The following is a 17,898-nucleotide window of genomic DNA, read 5'->3' on the forward strand; positions in this document are numbered from 1 at the left end:
GAACCGTGGCTTAGTCGACCGGCTCGAGATCGGGATTGCTGAGGAGATAGGCCGCCGGAACGCCCGCAAGAAGCAGTGCCAGCGCCGCGGAAACGACGTGCAGACCACCTGCGATCAACAAGGCGGCGGACAGCGTGCACAAGCCGAGCAGGCCGATGAAAACTAGCGGCCCCGATGCCGCCCTGGCAGTTGCCCGGGTGCGCGAGCGGTTGAGCATCAAGGCGCTCACCAGCTTCACGATGCCGCTCGCGGAGGTTCGGCACAGGGCAGGGATGATGGCATGGACCACGCAGGCGATCCCAGCCGCCACCAGCAATGCGCCAACCAGAGAGGCGAAGCGGAGATGCTCGAAGTAGGTCTCACCTGCCTGCTGCAGGTGCTGCCGGGCAGCGACGATCATGACACCTGAACCCTTATGTTATCGTTATCCGGCAAAGGTCATCGGCAAACGCCCAAAAGGTCAAGCGTGCTTGCGTCGGGGCCGAGGCGCGGCGCGACGAACGGTCGAAGGGTTAGGCCGGCGGCGACGCAGGGGAGACGCCGCCGCCGGGAGAACGCCGCTTCAGGCGGCGATCAGAACGGGAGTGCCGACGTTGGTCAGCTGGTAAAGCTTGGCCGCGAAGGCCTTGGGAAGCCGGACGCAACCATGGCTGGCCGGAGTAGGGGCAACGAAACCCGCGTGGAGCGCGATACCGTAGTCATCGAGCATCTGCATATGCGGCATGGGAGCGTTGTCGTACTTGCGACTGTAATGCATCGGCTTCTTGAACTTTACCGGAAAGATGCCGGTCGGAGTGTCCTTACCAGGCTTGCCGCTGGATATGGTGCTGATCCCGACAAGCCGGTCACCGCGATAAACATAGGCCATCTGTTCCGACAAGCTGACGACAACCCTTGCGTCGCCAGACCCCATATCCTTGGCCCACAAGAACTGGCCCGGCCGAAGGGCTTTCGGCCCAAAAGTCTCCACCATGTCCCACCGGGCCTCATCGGCGTGCGCCGCGGCTTCGGACTTGGCTTCTTCAGTTTCGATGGCCGCGCTGGCCACCGTAGGAATGCTGAGGGCGTACAATCCCGACGCCGCCAGCGCGATCGCTAGCTTTCTCATTTACGTAACTCATTTTGTTATTGACTTTTCGAGAAGCTAAACGGGTTTGCTGAACCAGTGTTCCCGCCGAATCGATAGCGTAACGGTTCGGGTGGTAATCAGGCTTGGGCATTCAGGAACTTGGACAGGTCGTCGGAGCCGCCGACCTTAACCCCATCCACCCAAATGAGCGGAGTGGTTGCAACGCCATGTTTCGCCTTGAAATCGTCGACCTCACCCCGGGAAGCAAGGATGTGCTCTTCAATCTCGAACCCGTTGTCTTCAAGCATTTGCTTGGCGCGCCGGCCAAACGGGCATTCGTGATCGGGCAAGACCATTCGGTAGATCGTGGCTTGCGGCATCTGGGACTCCTTCGCTGATTGAAGTGAGAGAGCGCTTGGTTGGCAGCCATGTTCCGGGCCACCATGCGGTCCGGCAGGCCGGAATCACCAGGCGGCTGCCGCCCCCCACGACTTAGACCAGCAGCAAAAAGGAAAGTGCGCCTGGCCCGACCAGCAACCGTCGGCCCATCTACCCAGACCGCTTCCACCATCCTTTACCTAAATCGCCAGCCCCTCTTCCGCTTTGGGTGGGCGCCCATCGGCGCCCAACGAAAAGGGCTCCGCAGGTTGCCCTACGGAGCCCTCCGTCTCGACGAGATCGCCAAAGTCGTTGGGGATGATTAGTCGTCGTTGCGAGTCAGGAAGGCCGGCGCGAACTCGGGCGCGGGGCCGTCATCGTTGCCGCCTTCACGGTCCCGGCGCGGGCCGCGTTCGCCGCGGTTGTCGCGGTCGCTGCGGGGGCCGCGGTCATCCCGGCCCCGACCTTCGCCGCCACGCCCACGGTCGCGGTCACCGCCGCCCCGGCGACGATCGCCGCCCCGGTCACCGCGGTCACCGCGATCACCACGGTCGCCGCGCGGCTCACGCGGCGGACGGGTATCCTCCAGCTCCGCGCCCGTTTCCTGATCGACGACCCGCATGGACAGGCGAACCTTGCCGCGCTGGTCGACCTCGAGCAGTTTGACCTTCACTTCCTGGCCTTCGGTCAGGACGTCGCGGACGTTCTCGACTCGCTCATTCTTGATCTCGGACACGTGCACCAGCCCGTCCTTGCCGGGCATGAAGGTCACGAATGCGCCGAAGTCGACCAGGCTGGCGACCTTGCCGGTGTAGATTGTGCCGGGCTCCGGTTCGGCAACGATGCCGTGGATCCACTGCCGAGCCGCCTCGATCTGCTTGAGATCGGACGAGCTGATCTTGATCAGGCCTTCATCGTCGATGTCGACCTTGGCGCCGGTGGTGGCGACAATCTCGCGGATCACCTTGCCGCCGGTGCCGATCACTTCACGGATCTTGTCCTTGCTGATCTGCATGGTCTCGATCCGCGGAGCGTGAGCGGAAAGCTCACCACGCGTGCTGTCGAGCGCCTTGGCCATTTCGCCGAGGATATGCGCGCGGCCGTCCTTCGCCTGGGCGAGGGCCACCGTCATGATCTCCTCGGTGATGCCGGCGACCTTGATGTCCATCTGCAGGCTGGTGATGCCCTCGGACGTGCCCGCGACCTTGAAGTCCATGTCGCCGAGGTGGTCCTCGTCGCCAAGAATGTCGCTGATCACCGCGAAGTCCTGCCCTTCGAGGATCAGGCCCATGGCGATGCCAGCGACCGGACGCTTCAGCGGAACGCCCGCGTCCATCATCGACAGCGAACCGCCGCAGACCGTGGCCATCGACGAAGAGCCGTTGCTCTCCGTGATGTCGGACAGGACGCGGATGGTGTACGGGAACTCTTCAGCGCTCGGCAGCATCGGGTGCAGCGCACGCCAGGCCAGCTTGCCGTGACCCACTTCGCGGCGGCCCGGCGCACCGAAGCGGCCGACTTCACCGACTGAGTAGGGCGGGAAGTTATAGTGCAGCATGAAGCGCTGGTAGGAGAGGCCTTCAAGCCCGTCGATCATCTGTTCGGCGTCCTTGGTGCCAAGCGTGGTGGTGCAGATCGCCTGCGTTTCACCACGGGTGAACAGCGCCGAACCGTGGGTGCGCGGCAGGAATCCGACCATCGCTTCGATCGGGCGAACGGTCTTTGTGTCGCGACCGTCGATGCGGCGGCCTTCCTTGAGGATGGCACCCCGGACGACGTCGGCTTCCAGCTTCTTCACCAGCTTCAGCGTGGCGAGATATTGGGCCGGGTCGCTCTCCTCGAGGTCCTTGAACGCGTCGCGCGCCTTGGTGCGCGCCTCGTTGATCGCGTTCTGCCGGTCCTGCTTGCCGGTCAGCTTGTAGGCAGCCTCAAGGTCCGCGCCGATCACGTCCTTGAGCTTGGCGAGCGTGGCCGACTTGTCGTCGATCAGGTTGAGCTCCCACGGATCCTTGGCGGCCTGCTCGGCGAGGTCGCAGATCGCGTTGACGACCTTCCTGGACGCCTCGTGCGCGAAGACGATGGCGCCGAGCATCTGCTCTTCGGTCAGCTCCTTTGCTTCGGATTCGACCATCATCACGGCGCTGCCGGTGGCGGCGACGACCAGGTCGAGGTCGCTTTCCTTGGTCTGCTCGGGCGAGGGATTGAGGATGTACTCACCATCCTTGAAGCCGACGCGGGCGGCGCCGATCGGGCCCATGAAGGGCACGCCCGACAGGGTGAGGGCGGCCGACGCGGCGATCATCGCGACGATGTCCGGTTCGTTCTCGCCGTCGTAGGACAGGACCTGCGCGATCACGAGGACTTCGTTGTAGAAGCCTTCCGGGAACAAGGGGCGGATCGGGCGGTCGATCAGGCGGCTGGTCAGCGTTTCCTTCTCGGTCGCGCCGCGCTCACGCTTGAAGAAGCCGCCCGGGATACGGCCGGCGGCGGAGAATTTTTCCTGGTAGTGGACGGTCAGCGGGAAGAAGTCCTGACCCGGCTTCACCGACTTGGCAGCGGTCACGGCGCAGAGCACCACGGTTTCGCCCATGGTGGCGAGCACGGCGCCGTCGGCCTGACGGGCAACGCGGCCGGTTTCAAGCTTCAGCGTCTTGCCGCCGAGGTCGATTTCTACAGTCTTGATGTCAAACATTTGCGTTCCTTTACCCCGTCGCCGGATGCGAAGCGGGGGCAGCTGTTCGTGAGCTGTCCGGCTCACGGGCGGTTCGGGGTGTGTTCTTGAACCCCTTGGGCAACTCACCGGATTGCAAGGTGCCCGGATAGGCAAAGGGCGCCGCGAAGGCGCCCTTTTGTTGTTATTTGCGGAGACCCAGCTTCCCGATCAGGTCGGTGTAGCGTTGCGCGTCTTCGCGCTTGAGATAGTCCAGCAGCGAGCGCCGCTTGTTGACCATCATCAGCAGACCGCGGCGGGAGTGGTTGTCCTTCGCGTGGGTCTTAAAATGCTCGGTGAGGGTCAGGATGCGATCGGTGAGGATCGCGACCTGCACTTCCGGCGAACCAGTGTCGTTGGCGTCGCGGGCGTGCTCCTTGATCAGCGCCTGCTTGCGCTCAGCGGTAATCGACATCGGGTTTACTCCTTTGAAAAAGTCTACAGGTTGAACCCGCGGACGACCTTGCAGCCGTCGGCCGATGCCTCCACTAGCGCGACCGGACGATCATCGTCGGTCGCCAGATAAAGGCCCGGTTTCGCGAGCGTTCCGAGAAGCTGCCGTCCTTGGCGGAGCAGCAGGGCATCCTCGGAGGTGACAGGAAGAGCCGGGATGTCGTCCAGCCCCGCGGTCAGCGGGAGTACCCCCCTTGTCAGGTCGCGCGCCTTAGCGAGTTCATCGAGAAAGTCCAGCGATATCGCCTGATCCAGGGTGAACGGACCCGCCTTCGTTCGGCGAAGCATTACGACATGGCCGACCGTCTCCACGGCGTGGGAAATGTCGCGTGCGAGCGAGCGGATGTAGGTGCCCTTGCTGACGGTGGCCGACAGGGTGATCTCCTCCACCAGTCCCTTGGCGTCGCCGACCGGGGCGGGTTCAAGCTGATGGACAGTGACCCGGCGCGCGTCGAGCATCACGGACTTGCCCGCGCGGGCGAGGTCATAGGCACGCTTGCCATCCACCTTCAGCGCTGAAAAGGCAGGCGGCGTTTGCTCGATTTCGCCAGTAAAGCGGGGCAGAACGTCCAGGATTTGTCCAAAGGTCGGGCGATGGTCGCTTCGGGCCACCACTTCTCCTTCGGCGTCAAGCGTACTGGTCTCTTCGCCGAAGCGGATGGTGAAGTCATAGGCTTTGGTTGCGTCCAGCATCCGGCCGGCCAGCTTGGTCGCTTCCCCGATCGCGATGGGGAGCACGCCGCTGGCCAGAGGATCGAGGGTGCCGCCGTGGCCGACCCTAAGCTTCGCATAGCCTGCGGTTCGAAGCGCTCTCTTGACCGCCCCCACGCACGGGGTTGAGCCCTTGCCGACCGGCTTGTCGAGCACGATCCAGCCGTGAATTTCCGCTGCGTTCACCTGACGGTGCTGCGAATGAGGCTGGCGATCTTGCGAATGCCGGTGTCCGCTTCGAACACGTCCCGCACGCGCCTAAAGCCGGCCTGACCAAGCGTTTCTCGCAAGTCGGGCGAACGGATCAATCGCTCCAGCGCGGCACGTAGCGGTTCGACCTCTCCGGGGGGGACCAGCAGGCCGGTCTCACCGTCGTCGATCAATTCGGGAATGCCGGAAAAGTTGGTCGAAAGGCAGGCGACGCCCTGGCTTTGTGCCTCCATCAGCACGTTGGGCATACCGTCCCGATCGCCCGCGGAGTCCTCGCGCGAGGGGAGCACGAACAGGTCGCAGTCGCGATAACGGTCGATCACATAGGTCTGGTCCCTGGCGCCGTGCCAGACGAGACGATCGCCGAGGCCAAGGTCTTGCGCCTGTCGCCGCAACCGGTCGAGGATCCGGCCTACGCCGACATGGTGCCAGCGCCACCGGAGGTCTGGCGGAAGGGTCGCCAGCGCCTGAAGGAGAATGTCGAAGCCCTTCTTTTCGACCGCACGCCCGACCGAAAGCAGCTCCACCGGATCGGCCGGATCGGATCCATCGCGCCGGGCCCGTTCGGGCGGGTCGGCAGGAAAGCGGCCGAAATCGAGACCGTGGTAGATGAGGTGTACCTTGTCCGGACGGTCGGTCAGCGTGCGCAGGTGGTCGGCGCCGGACCTGGTGCAGGTGGCGACCCACTCGAGGGACCGCAGCCTCTGCCGCGTATCGCCGTCGGGGCTGGTCCAGATATCGCGGGCATGAGCACTGGCCGCGAGGGGCAGGCCGGTGATGATGGCGGCGTAGCGCGCGACATCCGTCGCCGTGTTGATGAAGTGCGCGTAGATCATCCGGGTGTCGGATGGCAGCTCGGCCGCGAGAATGACGCCGCGGGCGAAGCAGCGCCAGGTGCGGCGCTTCGGCTTGGCCAGCATCGCGGCGGCGAATTCCTTGCGGGCCCGGCGATATCCCGGCAGGCCGCGCACCTTTCGCCAGGCGGCGCGAAGCCGGCTGCGCTGGGGGCGGCCGTCGGGCAGGCGCAGGACGTCTGCCTGAATGCGGTCGTGGATCGGGTGGCGAATGGTGTCGGGCGGACCATAGCTTGCGATCAGCAGCTTGATCCCGTGCTGTTCCAACCCCAGCAGTTCCTGGGCCACGAACGTCATCGACAGCCGCGGCCAGCCGTGGACCATGACGCACACGCGGCCGTTCAGTGGTTCGATATTCGCTTTGTTCATGATTGCTCCAGCGGTGCCAGCACCCGCCGGGCGCGTGATTCAACGGTGTGGTGGGAAAGATAGCGCTCGCGCGCGGCCGTCGCCATCTTAGCACGTAGCGGCGCGTCGGCCGCGAGTTGTTGGAGGGCAGCGATGAAAGCGGCCGCGTCGCCGGGCGGGACGATGATCGTCACCGCCGCGTCCTGCACGACGTCGCGGACTCCGGGCAGGTCGGATACGATCGTCGGCAGACTCGCCGCCCAATATTCCAGCAGCTTGAGCGGCGAGGTGATCGCCGCGCTTTCCACCCCGGAAGCATTCATCACCTCGGCTCCATAGGGGGCCACCGCGATATCGAGGCGTCGATAGATGCCGGGCAACTCGCCGTGCGGCCTGTAACCGTGGAACCGGAGGTTAGCCGGAAGATCGGCCGTCAGCCACTGAGCCTCCGATGCGTGGGCCCCAACCACGTGGAAATCGATGCCCGGCAAGCGTTCGGCGGCGGCCGCAAGCATCTCGATTCCCTTGCCGGGAAACGGCCGACCAACAAACCCGACCTGCACTGCGCCTAGTCGTCCCGGCCAATCTTGCGCGGGCCCGCCCTCAGCGGGTTCGGCCGCGGCGTTGGGCTCGACCAGGATCGGCTTCGAACCAAGCGCCGGAAATTGCCGCCGGTAGCGTTCGGCCAGCGTGGAGGTGACGCAAACCAAGTGGGAGAAGTTCGGCCGTCCGAACAGATAGCCGAGCTTTCTCGCGCCGGGCGAGCCGGGTGCGGGGATGAGGTGAGCTTCATAGACCAAGGGAGTGCCGAGGCGGGCGCAGGCGCTCAAGGACAGGATGTCGCGGCCGAACAGAAGGTCGGCCTCGCGCAGCCGCCGGGAGCGCAGCAGGCCTGCGACGTGCCGCCATTTCGCAAAAGCGCCCCAGTTGTGCGGCAGGTAATGGACATCGAAGCTATGTGGGACGCCGTAACGGCCGAACAGGTCGGTTTCGTCCTCACCGGGGTAGGCGAATAGATCGACCTGGTGCCCGACGCCCGCAAAGGCCGCGCACATCTTCACGATCTGCACGGCATGAGCGTTGCGTGAGGGAATGGGCCGCCGGGCGAGATAGGCGATCTTCATGGCAGCGGCGCGTTAGGCGGGGCGATGCGCTCGTTCAAGCGGTCCGCCGTCTCGCCTTTGGCTGTGCGACATGCCAAACGATGGCCGCGAAACAGCGGAGTGGTCGTGCCAGGTAACGGTAATCAGCCGATCAAGGTGGCGATCTTCGTCGACGATTTCAGCCCGACGGGCGTGGTCACCAACGCGATCGCCATCGCGGCGGCGCTGCGCCGCGCGGGCTGCGAAGTCCATTTGCTGGCCGCCAGTTCGGCCGGCACCAAGCGCGGTGATGTTCCGGAAGGGGTCGCTGTCACGGCGCTTGCCGAAGCGGTGATCGGCACGCGCCGGGATCGGATGCGCCGATCGCTGGCGGCGCTGCGGCGCGCACTTCGGGAGGTCAGGCCGGATGTCCTGTTTTCCGCCGGCAACCAAGGGCATCTGCTGTGCATGCTGGCCGCTCCGGCCTGGCCTCAGTGCCGAACGGTGGTGCGGATCAGCAACGATCCCCGGCGCACTTCCGCCAAGGAGCGGGAAGGGCGGATCAGACGGTGGTGGCGGGGTCGAAAACTTGGCCTGATTATCGGCCGCGCGGACCGCATTATCGTCGTATCTCCCCACTTGCTGAGCGAACAGGCACTGGCGGGCCCGAAGCTTGCCAGTCGTGCCATCGTCATCCCAAACGGTGTGGACCTGTCGGAAGTACGCGAGCGCGCGGCGGCAGAGTGCCCCCATCCGTGGCTGACGAGCGGAGGCCAGGATGCGGTGGTCGTTGCGGTTGGCCGACTGGTCAAGCAGAAGAATTTCGCCACATTGGTCGAGGCGCTCGCAATCGCCCGCCGGTCGCGTCCCCTGAAACTGGTGATTATCGGCGAAGGTCCCGAATACCGGGCGCTCTTGAACGAGGCAGAGGCGTTGGGGGTCGGTGAAGCGATGATGGTCCTGCCGCATACCTCCAACCCGATCTCCTATATGGCGCGCGCTGCGGTGGTGGCGCTCCCATCCTGGCGAGAGGGATCGTCGAACGTGCTGCTCGAAGCCATCGCCTGCGACACGCCGGTGGTAGCATCGCGCACCGCCGGCAGCGCGGCGGAAGTCCTCGACGATGGTCGCTTTGGCATATTGGTCGATCCCGGCGATGCCGCCGGAATGGCCGCAGCCCTGCTCAAGCAGGCCGGCCCGGATGCCATTCGGCCAGGCGAGCGAGCGTTGGCCTTTTCGCGGCGCGCATCACTGTACAAATATGTAGAGGTCATCACCGGCCTGTGCGACGGGCAGCGCCAGGCCAGGCCGTCAGACGCGAAGTCAGAACCATAAAGCACCTCGACAAATATGGGCCGATGGCAGTCCGCCTCGCGCTGAAGGAGTATCTGCCCTTCGGCGCCTGGCTGCTGGCGTGGCTGATGATCGGGATCACGATCGGTCACGCGGACGCGGTGCGGTTGCTTGCTGCAACCGCGTTCGTGCAGGCCATTCGCGCGATCGGGACGCTAGAGACCGGGCAGGTGCTGGGATCTCACGTCGATTGTGAGCCGGACGTGCTGCGACGATCACGCCGGCGGGCGTGGCGGATCGATCTGTTCGGTCTGCTCGCTAGTGCCTTGCTGCTGGCGGCGCTCGTCACCTTTCTCCACTTGCGCGACATGGACAAGGCGGCGGCAATCGTTGCCATCGTCGGAGCCAGCATCCCGGCCCGCAATCCGGGCCTGTTGCTGGTGGCCGACAAGCAGCGGGTCGTTACCTGGCGCATGGGGTCGGCAGTGACACTGGTGGTCAGCGCGGCCGTCATTTTGCTGCTGAAGTTGCCGTGGGTGGCGGCGGCCGTTGTCCTTGCCGCACGCGACTGGGGCGGCCTGATCGCCACGCTGCTCTTTGCGCCGCGACGTGCCCCGCGCAACCGACCGCCGGTCGAGCCGCTGGCATTCGGGCTCGTCGCTGGCCGCACCGAAGCCAGTGCGCGGCGGCGCTTGAGCTATCGTCTGATCAAGTCGCTGGCCTCGGTTTTCCTTGGCCCCTTCGGCAATTTCGCTGCGCGAACCGGCCGCGAGGTGGGGAAGCTGGACAGCCGATTGGCAAGGCTCGTACCGCGCAACCGGCCCAGCATGATCCTGTTCGCCTTGGGCACTGCGGGCGCCGCCGTGTCTTTCCTTGCGGTCAGCCGTGAGCCTGCGGCCCTGCTGGCCAGCGCTGCCTTTGCCCGGTTGTCGGCGACCGGAACCTCCGCCCTCATGTGGTGGCGCTATGCCAGCGACCAGATCGACGAAGAGGATGACGAAGACTAGCCGGCGATGGCGGGGCGATAAGCGTCGCTGTCGCGCAATCGAGTGAAGAAATGGCGACGGCACAGGGCGATATAGCGATCGTTGCCGCCGATTTCGGTCTGCTCGCCGCTACTGACCGCCCGCCCCTGCGCATCGACCCGAAGGTTCATGGTCGCCTTGCGCCCGCATTCGCACACCGCCTTCAGTTCGACCAGGGCATCGGCCAGCGCCAGAAGCGCGGCGCTGCCGGCGAACAATGCGCCAAGGAAGTCGGTGCGAAGGCCGTAGCAGAGGACCGGCAGGTCCGCCTCGTCGCACAGTCGGCAAAGCTGCAGCACCTGTTCGCGTGTGAGGAATTGCGCTTCGTCGAGCAGGAGGCAATGGAGATCCTGCTTCGACCGTTCCTTCTCGACGGATGCGAACAAATCCGTGTCGGGGTGGAAGACGTGCGCATTCGCGCCGATGTCCAGCCGGGACGCGATTCGGCCGTAACCGGAGCGATCGTCATGGGCGGCGGTCCACAGCATGGTCCGCATGCCGCGTTCGCGATAGTTAAAGTCGGCCTGAAGCAGTGTGGTCGATTTCCCCGCATTCATGGCGGCGTAGTAGAAATAAAGCTTGGCCACGCACGGGGTCTAGCCGCGCCATTCATCCTTGAGAATGGAGAAGAGAACCGTGTTGCGCACATGGCCGGTCCAGGTGATCCGGTCGGCACGCATCACGCCCTCACGGGCCGCCCCAAGCCTGGTCAAGGCCGCCTGGCTGCGTTCGTTGCGCTGATCGACACGGAACTCGACCCGGCGGAAACCGCGGGCAAAAGCGCGGCGGAGCCTCATGTCCTTGATTCGGCGATTGAATCCCGTCCCGCGAAAGCGTGGCGCATAATAGGTGCTGCCGATCTCGAGCACGCCGCGGCTTTGGTCGATGCCGAGGTAGCTCGACATTCCGGCCAACTCTTCTCCGTCGAACAGCACGAAGGTGCAGCAGTCCGGACGGGCAAGCAGCGCATCGATCGCCGTGTCGCAACCGTTGGGGCCGAAGTCGGCCATGTACAATTGCCAGATGTCGCCGTCTTCAGCGCAGGCCGCCTTCAAGGCCGCGCGATGTTCTTCGGAGAAGGGAAGTGCAGTGCAGCGATCGCCGGTGATGGGATTGCAGAGCCGCGTCATTCCTCGTCCAGGTCTTGGGCAACCTTCGGCGAGCGCAGGATCGAGTCGATCTTGCCGCCTTCATCGAAGCTTTCATCCGCCAGGAATTTGAGCTTGGCCGCATATTTCGTGTTGACCCGGCGGGCGACCTCGCTCTGCAGATAGGCGGTGTTGGTCCGCAATGCCTTGAGCACGACCTCCTCATCCTGCCCGAGTAACGGCTTTACGAACACGGTCGCGTGGCGGAGGTCGGGTGACATGCGCACTTCGGTGACGCTGACGAGGTGGCTTTGCAGCGTCTCGTCATGCACGTCGCCCCGCTGGAGCACCTCGCTCAAGACATGGCGCACCTGTTCGCCCACTCGGAGCAGGCGAACGGAGCGGCCTTCGGCTGTTTCTTGTTTGCGCATGATCAAGCCTTATCGTCATTGCGCGCGAAGCGAGCCAATTCAGCGTTGCGGCACGAATTGGGTCGTCGCTTCGCTCTCCGCGATGACAACACGAGCGCCTATAGCGTCCGTGCGCGCTCCTCCACTTCGAAGACTTCCAGGCTGTCGCCGGCCTTGATGTCGTTGGTGTCCGCCAGCAGCACGCCGCATTCCAGCCCCGCGACGACCTGCGCCACGTCGTCCTTGAACCGGCGCAGCGAAGCGATGGTGGTCTTGGAGACAATGACGTCCTCGCGGGTGAGGCGGGCGTTGAGGCCCTTGCGGATGACGCCTTCCAGCACCAGCAGACCAGCCGCCTTGTCGCGCTTGCCGGCCGGGAAGACCTCCTGGACGCGGGCTCGGCCGACCACTGTTTCGATGATCTCCGGTCCCAGTTCGCCCGCCATGGCACCCTTGGCCCAGTCGGTGAGGTGATAGATCACGTCGTAGTAGCGCAGCTCGACCTTATTCCGCTCCGCGAACTCACGTGCCTTGGCGTTCGGACGGACGTTGAAGCCGATGATCGGCGCGCCGGTCGAGCTGGACAAGGTGACATCGCTCTCGGTGATCGCACCCACGCCGGAGTGGAGGATGCGGACCTTGATCTCGTCTGTCGACAGGCGATTGAGCGCATTGACGATCGCCTCGGCCGAACCCTGCACGTCGGCCTTGACCACCAGCGGGAACTCGATGGTGGTGGAGGCGCGGTTGGCGAACATGTTCTCCAGGCTCATCGGCGCCGCAGTGGTCCGTTTCCGATCGAGCACGCCCTGGCGATAATCGGCGACTTCGCGAGCGCGGGCCTCGTTCTCGACAACGGTCAGCTGGTCGCCGGCCGACGGAACTGCGCCCAGACCGAGCAATTCCACCGGGGTCGACGGTCCGGCTTCCTTCACCTGCTTGCCATGATCGTCGATCATGGCGCGAACCTTTCCGCTGGAGGCGCCCACGACGATGACATCGCCGACCCGGAGCGTACCGCGCTGCACCAGCACGGTCGCGAGCGGACCGCGACCCTTGTCCAGCTTCGCCTCGATCACAGTGCCTTCGGCGGCGCGGTCGGGGTTGGCCTTCAGTTCGAGAATTTCAGCCTGCAGCGCGATGGCGTCGAGCAAGCCTTCCAGGTTGGTGCCCTTGAGCGCCGAGACCTCGACATCCTGCACGTCGCCGCCCATCGCCTCCACCACGATCTCATGCTGCAGCAGTTCCTCGCGGACGCGCTGCGGCTTGGCTTCCGGCTTGTCGATCTTGTTGATCGCGACGATCATCGGAACGCCGGCAGCCTTGGTGTGGTTGATCGCCTCCACAGTTTGGGGGCGAAGGCCATCGTCGGCCGCGACCACCAGCACCACAACATCGGTGACGTTGGCGCCGCGGGCGCGCATCTCCGTGAACGCTTCGTGGCCCGGGGTGTCGAGGAAGGTCACCCGGTCGCCCGACGGCACCTTCACCTGATAGGCGCCGATGTGCTGGGTAATGCCGCCCGCTTCGCCCGCCTGCACGTTTGCGCCGCGAATGGCGTCAAGCAACGATGTCTTGCCGTGGTCGACATGACCCATGATCGTCACGACGGGCGGACGCGGCTGCAGCGTTTCGGGGGCGTCGGTGTCGGCAGAGGTGTCGATGTCGATGTCGCTGTCGGACACGCGCTGGATGTTGTGGCCAAACTCGGTCACCAGCAGCTCGGCAGTGTCCTGGTCGATCACCTGGTTGACCGTGACCGGGCTGCCCATCTTGAACAGCGCCTTCACTAGATCAGCGGCCTTTTCGGCCATGCGGTTGGCGAGTTCACCGACAGTGATGCTTTCCGGCACGACCACGTCGCGGACCTGCTTTTCGCGCGGTCCGCTGTTCTGGTGAGCGCGCTTTTCCTTCTCGCGGGCGCGCTTCAGCGCGGCGAGCGAACGGGCGCGGCTGTCGCCTTCACCCGAAAGGGCGCGGGTGACGGTCAGCTTGCCCGAGTGGCGGCGATCATCGGTGCGGCCACGTGACGGACGAGCCGGTTCCGGACGGCGCGGTGCTGCTGCCGGTTCCGGGCGCCGAACGGGCGTGAACTGCTGACCCACCGGGCGGGCAGGAGCGGTCGACACCGGGGCGTTCTCCGCCGCCTGCGCTTCCTCGTCGGCGCGGCGCGCGGCTTCGGCTTCTTCCGCGATGCGGCGCTTGGTGTCTTCCTCGGCGCGGCGGGCAGCTTCTTCTTCGGCGCGGCGATTCTCTTCGGCCCGGCGCTTTTCGTCCTCGGTCGCATTGAGCTTGGCCTGCTCTTCGCGGCGACGCGCTTCCTCCAGCGCGGTCATGCGCGCTTCTTCGGCCTCACGCAGCAGGCGGGTCTGCATTTCCTTGCGAGCGGCAATGTCGTCGGCGGCAGAGCGGCGCGGAGCGGGTGCTTGCTGCACCGGGCGAGCAGGAGCCGGCGCTGCCTCGACCGGCTTCGGCGCCTCGGCGGCCGGAGCGGTTTCGCCCGGCTTGCCCAGGATGCGGCGCTTCTTGACCTCGACCACCACCGTGTTCGAGCGTCCGTGGCTGAAGCTCTGCTTGACCTTGCCGGTCTCAACCGTGCGCTTGATCCCCAGCGGCGGCCGGGTGCCGAGCTTCGGCTTGTCGGTCTGGTCGGTCATTCTATTCCTTCGTCTCGAGTTCAGCCGAAGCGTCGTTCGGGGCAGCGTCGCCGCGCCCTAACCCAGCATCGGGATCAATGAAAGCGCGCCACCGCGAGAGCGCGTGCAGGACACGCGCCGCGGCAGCGGGGTCAGTCAACGCGACATGTACCACATTTTCGCGGCCCAGCGCCATGCTCAACATGGTGCGCTCCGCCGGGATTTCCAAGCCGCCGCGATAGCCGAGATCCTCGGCTCCGCCGACCCGCCACGCCTGATCGAGCTTTCGCCGGCCGTCCTCGCCCGCGTCGCGGGCATAGAGGAGCAGACGAACCTTGCCCTGGCGGCACGCCTGTTCGACCCGGTCGCTGCCATTGATCAGGTTGCCCGAGCGCGCCTCCATACCGAGCCGGTCGAGTGCCGCCTGGCGAAGGGCAGTCTCGGTCCGTTCGCCCAGATCGTCCGGAACGGTGAGCGCACCAGTCTTGAACGCTCGCGCCAGCGCACCCTTCAGCTTGCCCTTCGCGTTGGCGGTGTCGAGCGCGATCCGCGGCACGCCGACCCACGCGCCCCGGCCCGGAGCCTTGGCGCGCACGTCGGGGTGGACCTGACCGTCAGGGCCAAGCGCCAACCGGATCAGATCCTCGCGCGACCCGGTGCGACGCGAGAGGATGCAGGTTCGTTCGGAGCTTTGCGGCGTCAGGCGATCATTGCGAGGACTCCGCATCGGCGGCCTCCTCGGTTTGCGGCGTCACCGCCTCGTGCTGCTCGTCCGACGCCGTTGCGTCGTCGTCGAACCAGTGGGCGCGGGCGGCCATGATGATCTCGTTGCCCTGTTCCTCGGACAAGCCATATTCCGCCAGCACCCCACCCTTGTCCTGCTCACGCTGGGGCGCGTTCTCGGCGCGGCGGCGCGGTTCGGGACGCTTCTTCTGGATGAGCTCGTCGGTGGCGAGATCGGCGAGGTCGTCGAGCGTGCGGATATTCGCCTTGCCCAGCGTGACCAGCATCGCTTCGGTAAGATGCGGCAACTCGGCCAGCGCATCCTCGACGCCGAGCCCCCGGCGCTCTTCACGAGCAGCCGCCTCGCGACGCTCAAGCGCTTCGCCGGCACGGCTCTGCAATTCGGACGCGATGTCTTCATCCAGGCCTTCGATGGAAGCGATCTCGTCGGCCTCGACGTAGGCGACTTCCTCCAGACTGGTGAATCCCTCTGCGACCAGCAGCTGGGCAAGCGTCTCGTCGACATCCAGCTCGTTCTGGAACATCTCGGAGCGCTCGACGAACTCGCGCTGACGCTTTTCGCTGGCGTCGGCCTCGGTCAGGATGTCGATCTGCGACGCCGTCAATTGCGACGCGAGGCGCACGTTCTGGCCGCGTCGACCGATGGCGAGACTCAGCTGGTCGTCGGGGACCACCACCTCGATCCGGCTTTCTTCCTCGTCGATGACGACGCGGCTGACGGTTGCCGGCTGGAGCGCGTTGACGACGAAGGTCGCGGTGTCCTCGCTCCAGGGGATGATGTCGATCTTTTCACCCTGCAGTTCCTGGACGACAGCCTGCACGCGGCTGCCCTTCATGCCGACGCAGGCGCCGACCGGATCAATCGAGCCGTCGTGGCTGATGACGCCGATCTTGGCGCGGGAGCCGGGATCGCGGGCAGCGGCCTTGATCTCGATAATGCCGTCGTAGATTTCCGGCACTTCCTGGGCGAACAGCTTCTTCATGAAGTCCGGATGTGCGCGCGAGAGGAAAATCTGCGGCCCACGGGTTTCGCGCGCCACGCGCAGGATCAGCGAGCGAACGCGATCGCCGACGCGGACCATTTCGCGCGGGATCTGCGCGTCGCGGCGGATGACACCCTCCGCGCGGCCGAGATCAACCACTACGTGACCGAACTCGACGCGCTTGACGACGCCGGTAATGACTTCGCCGACGCGGTCCTTGAATTCCTCGTGCTGACGTTCGCGCTCGGCGTCGCGGACCTTTTGAAAGATCACCTGCTTGGCGGCCTGCGCGGCGATCCGGCCAAACTCGATCGGGGGCAGGGGATCGACGATGAAGTCGCCGATGGACGCGTCGGCCTGAAGCTTCTGCGCGCCCTTGAGGTCGACCTGCTTGAAGTGGTCGTCCACCTCTTCCACCACCTCCAGCACCCGCCACAGGCGCAGGTCGCCGGTTTCACCGTCCAGCTTGGCGCGGATGTCGTTCTCGGCGCCGTAGCGGGCGCGGGCGGCACGCTGGATGGCGTCCTCCATCGCCTCGATCACGATGCCGCGGTCGATCAGCTTCTCGCGGGCGACGCTGTCGGCAATGGCGAGCAGCTCGGCCTTGTTGGCGGTCGGTGCTGCGGGCGCGGCAGTGGCCATGTCGTTAGTCTTCCTCTTGGGTGAGTAGTTCGTCAGCGCCCTCGGTAGAGAGGGGCGCAGTGGCTTGAATAAGCTTGTCGGTCAGCAGGAGCTTGGCCGACTGGATGGCGTCGAACGGAATCTCGCGCGTGCCCCTGGAGCCGGCAATACGGACGGTGTCGCCGTCGACACCCTCGATATCGCCAGTCACCTGCTTCGCGCCGTCGACCTCGCGGGCGAGCTTAAGGCGAGCCTCGTGCCCGGCCCAGTCGGCATAGTCCTTGAGGCGTGTGAGCGGACGATCGATCCCGGGCGACGAGACCTCCAACCGGTAGGCTTCGGGAATCGGGTCGCGGCCCGCTTCCTCCAGCGCATCCAGTCGCTCGGAGATCGCACGCGAGAGAGCGGCGCAATCATCGATAATCAACTGACGCGTATCCGGGCGTTCGGCCATCACCTGCAGCGTGGGTTCGTCACTGCCCTCAAGACCGCGCGGGAACCAGGCGACCCGCACGAGATCGAAGCCGAGCGCCTTCGCCTCGGGTTCGATCAGTTCTTGCAGCGTGTTCAGGTCCATGTGGCCTCAGGCAAAAATCCAAACCCCCTCGTGCCACCCCGGACCCCGGAGCAGCCTCGCCAGCATCAACGATGTGAGGAGGAAATGCGCATATAGGCGGCGGACAAGGGACAGGCAAGCGCCGTCAGCGAGTGCCCCACGGCGGTGGCGGTGGCGAGATGGGGCGGGCCAGGTCGAACTCGACGCGAAAGTGGCGGTTCGGCCGCCGAAGCTGGTAGGCAAAGGCTGGTGCGGCGGTGAACTCAAGCGTCCACACATTGTCCACGCCAGCCGGATTATTTTCCCGCACCAGCAGGTCCCGAGTGAAGGCGTCAGCGGGGAAGTCCTGCTTCGTCGGCGTGCCGGCGCCGGTGCTGTCGCCGCCATATTGGGTGACCTTGTCCTCGGTTCCGTCCTCGTGCCGGTGGTCGTGCTTCAGGCGGAGCCCGCTGCCGGTGCGCGTGATGACCCAGGTGCGCGAGCGGTCGTCCCCGACATGGAACGGCACTCGGATGGTGTCGGCAGAGCAATCGCGCACATGCATGACGAGCCGCTTGTCCGCGAATGAGGAGTCGGCGGGAACAGGTGCGCTAACGATCCGACCTTCGAACGCCTGTCCGCAGAACGAGCCAAGGTGATCGAAAAATCCCTGGGCCGGAGCGGCCGGCGGGATGGTAGCACAACTGCTGATCAGCAGGGCGAGAACAGCGAAGGCACGCATGGCGCG

General features: G+C 65.4%; 18 protein-coding genes. 2 read left to right on the forward strand and 16 right to left on the reverse strand.

Annotated features, from left to right (window positions below):
* Nucleotides 1-10: 10 nt before the first annotated feature.
* The 8 genes from AC4GYS_RS07060 to AC4GYS_RS07095 all read right to left on the reverse strand — a co-directional run bounded on the left by AC4GYS_RS07060 (nt 11) and on the right by AC4GYS_RS07095 (nt 7,857).
* Entirely contained in the window at nt 11-400 is a 390-nt protein-coding gene (locus tag AC4GYS_RS07060) for a DUF6356 family protein (RefSeq protein WP_491108383.1), read from the reverse strand.
* 162 nt (nt 401-562) lie between these two features.
* Nucleotides 563-1,108: a L,D-transpeptidase family protein gene (locus AC4GYS_RS07065; protein WP_491108384.1), complete on the reverse strand. Its 546-nt coding sequence runs from the start codon at nt 1,106-1,108 to the stop codon at nt 563-565.
* A gap of 98 nt (nt 1,109-1,206) precedes the next feature.
* A complete protein-coding gene (locus AC4GYS_RS07070; protein ID WP_491108385.1) occupies nt 1,207-1,449 on the reverse strand; it encodes a glutaredoxin domain-containing protein in 243 nt (80 codons plus the stop codon).
* A gap of 320 nt (nt 1,450-1,769) precedes the next feature.
* Nucleotides 1,770-4,139 carry a polyribonucleotide nucleotidyltransferase gene (gene pnp, locus AC4GYS_RS07075; RefSeq protein ID WP_491108386.1) on the reverse strand — a complete coding sequence of 790 codons (2,370 nt, stop codon included), beginning with the start codon at nt 4,137-4,139 and terminating at the stop codon, nt 1,770-1,772.
* 163 nt (nt 4,140-4,302) lie between these two features.
* Nucleotides 4,303-4,572, reverse strand: coding sequence for a 30S ribosomal protein S15 (gene rpsO, locus AC4GYS_RS07080; protein ID WP_491108387.1), 270 nt, complete (start codon nt 4,570-4,572; stop codon nt 4,303-4,305).
* 23 nt (nt 4,573-4,595) lie between these two features.
* Nucleotides 4,596-5,507 carry a tRNA pseudouridine(55) synthase TruB gene (gene truB / locus AC4GYS_RS07085; RefSeq protein ID WP_491108388.1) on the reverse strand — a complete coding sequence of 304 codons (912 nt, stop codon included), beginning with the start codon at nt 5,505-5,507 and terminating at the stop codon, nt 4,596-4,598.
* Complete coding sequence (locus AC4GYS_RS07090; RefSeq protein ID WP_491108389.1) at nt 5,504-6,754, reverse strand: glycosyltransferase family 4 protein; 1,251 nt, start codon at nt 6,752-6,754, stop codon at nt 5,504-5,506. Before AC4GYS_RS07090 ends, truB begins: the two co-directional genes overlap by 4 nt.
* Nucleotides 6,751-7,857, reverse strand: coding sequence for a glycosyltransferase family 4 protein (locus AC4GYS_RS07095; RefSeq protein WP_491108390.1), 1,107 nt, complete (start codon nt 7,855-7,857; stop codon nt 6,751-6,753). The genes AC4GYS_RS07090 and AC4GYS_RS07095 overlap by 4 nt, the downstream gene beginning before the upstream one ends.
* A gap of 105 nt (nt 7,858-7,962) precedes the next feature.
* On the opposite strand from AC4GYS_RS07095, the gene AC4GYS_RS07100 reads away from it, so the two are divergent.
* Nucleotides 7,963-9,150, forward strand: a complete 1,188-nt coding sequence (locus AC4GYS_RS07100; RefSeq protein WP_491108391.1) for a glycosyltransferase — start codon at nt 7,963-7,965, stop codon at nt 9,148-9,150.
* A 23-nt stretch (nt 9,151-9,173) separates the two neighbouring features.
* A complete protein-coding gene (locus tag AC4GYS_RS07105) occupies nt 9,174-10,115 on the forward strand; it encodes a hypothetical protein (protein WP_491108392.1) in 942 nt (313 codons plus the stop codon).
* Here AC4GYS_RS07105 and AC4GYS_RS07110 read toward each other — a convergent pair.
* The 8 genes from AC4GYS_RS07110 to AC4GYS_RS07145 form a co-directional block, all read right to left on the reverse strand.
* On the reverse strand, nt 10,112-10,720 hold the full coding sequence (locus AC4GYS_RS07110; RefSeq protein WP_491108393.1) for a thymidine kinase: 609 nt from the start codon (nt 10,718-10,720) through the stop codon (nt 10,112-10,114). The genes AC4GYS_RS07105 and AC4GYS_RS07110 overlap by 4 nt on opposite strands.
* A 9-nt stretch (nt 10,721-10,729) precedes the next feature.
* On the reverse strand, nt 10,730-11,263 hold the full coding sequence (locus AC4GYS_RS07115; protein ID WP_491108394.1) for a GNAT family N-acetyltransferase: 534 nt from the start codon (nt 11,261-11,263) through the stop codon (nt 10,730-10,732).
* Complete coding sequence (rbfA, locus tag AC4GYS_RS07120; protein ID WP_491108395.1) at nt 11,260-11,652, reverse strand: 30S ribosome-binding factor RbfA; 393 nt, start codon at nt 11,650-11,652, stop codon at nt 11,260-11,262. The genes AC4GYS_RS07115 and rbfA overlap by 4 nt, the downstream gene beginning before the upstream one ends.
* 98 nt (nt 11,653-11,750) lie before the next feature.
* Nucleotides 11,751-14,288: a translation initiation factor IF-2 gene (infB, locus tag AC4GYS_RS07125; RefSeq protein WP_491108396.1), complete on the reverse strand. Its 2,538-nt coding sequence runs from the start codon at nt 14,286-14,288 to the stop codon at nt 11,751-11,753.
* A gap of 1 nt (nt 14,289) precedes the next feature.
* The gene (locus AC4GYS_RS07130; RefSeq protein ID WP_491108397.1) at nt 14,290-14,994 is read right to left on the reverse strand and encodes a DUF448 domain-containing protein; all 705 of its coding nucleotides are present in this window, start codon (nt 14,992-14,994) and stop codon (nt 14,290-14,292) included.
* Nucleotides 14,975-16,636 (reverse strand): transcription termination factor NusA, encoded by a 1,662-nt coding sequence (gene nusA, locus AC4GYS_RS07135; RefSeq protein ID WP_491108398.1) that lies wholly within the window; start codon nt 16,634-16,636, stop codon nt 14,975-14,977. Before nusA ends, AC4GYS_RS07130 begins: the two co-directional genes overlap by 20 nt.
* A 4-nt stretch (nt 16,637-16,640) precedes the next feature.
* Nucleotides 16,641-17,192 carry a ribosome maturation protein RimP gene (gene rimP / locus AC4GYS_RS07140; RefSeq protein WP_491108399.1) on the reverse strand — a complete coding sequence of 184 codons (552 nt, stop codon included), beginning with the start codon at nt 17,190-17,192 and terminating at the stop codon, nt 16,641-16,643.
* 124 nt (nt 17,193-17,316) lie between these two features.
* The gene (locus AC4GYS_RS07145) at nt 17,317-17,892 is read right to left on the reverse strand and encodes a hypothetical protein (protein WP_491108400.1); all 576 of its coding nucleotides are present in this window, start codon (nt 17,890-17,892) and stop codon (nt 17,317-17,319) included.
* Nucleotides 17,893-17,898 lie beyond the last annotated feature (6 nt).

Source organism: Sphingomonas sp. SP1 (assembly GCF_058313395.1).

Coding starts and splice junctions, on each gene's coding strand:
- AC4GYS_RS07060 (WP_491108383.1), bottom strand. CDS start 400: ATGATCGTCGCTGCCCGGCAGCACCTGCAGCAGGCAGGTGAGACCTAC.
- AC4GYS_RS07065 (WP_491108384.1), bottom strand. CDS start 1,108: ATGAGAAAGCTAGCGATCGCGCTGGCGGCGTCGGGATTGTACGCCCTC.
- AC4GYS_RS07070 (WP_491108385.1), bottom strand. CDS start 1,449: ATGCCGCAAGCCACGATCTACCGAATGGTCTTGCCCGATCACGAATGC.
- pnp (WP_491108386.1), bottom strand. CDS start 4,139: ATGTTTGACATCAAGACTGTAGAAATCGACCTCGGCGGCAAGACGCTG.
- rpsO (WP_491108387.1), bottom strand. CDS start 4,572: ATGTCGATTACCGCTGAGCGCAAGCAGGCGCTGATCAAGGAGCACGCC.
- AC4GYS_RS07090 (WP_491108389.1), bottom strand. CDS start 6,754: ATGAACAAAGCGAATATCGAACCACTGAACGGCCGCGTGTGCGTCATG.
- AC4GYS_RS07095 (WP_491108390.1), bottom strand. CDS start 7,857: ATGAAGATCGCCTATCTCGCCCGGCGGCCCATTCCCTCACGCAACGCT.
- AC4GYS_RS07105 (WP_491108392.1), top strand. CDS start 9,174: ATGGCAGTCCGCCTCGCGCTGAAGGAGTATCTGCCCTTCGGCGCCTGG.
- AC4GYS_RS07115 (WP_491108394.1), bottom strand. CDS start 11,263: ATGACGCGGCTCTGCAATCCCATCACCGGCGATCGCTGCACTGCACTT.
- rbfA (WP_491108395.1), bottom strand. CDS start 11,652: ATGCGCAAACAAGAAACAGCCGAAGGCCGCTCCGTTCGCCTGCTCCGA.
- infB (WP_491108396.1), bottom strand. CDS start 14,288: ATGACCGACCAGACCGACAAGCCGAAGCTCGGCACCCGGCCGCCGCTG.
- AC4GYS_RS07130 (WP_491108397.1), bottom strand. CDS start 14,994: ATGCGGAGTCCTCGCAATGATCGCCTGACGCCGCAAAGCTCCGAACGA.
- nusA (WP_491108398.1), bottom strand. CDS start 16,636: ATGGCCACTGCCGCGCCCGCAGCACCGACCGCCAACAAGGCCGAGCTG.
- rimP (WP_491108399.1), bottom strand. CDS start 17,192: ATGGACCTGAACACGCTGCAAGAACTGATCGAACCCGAGGCGAAGGCG.
- AC4GYS_RS07145 (WP_491108400.1), bottom strand. CDS start 17,892: ATGCGTGCCTTCGCTGTTCTCGCCCTGCTGATCAGCAGTTGTGCTACC.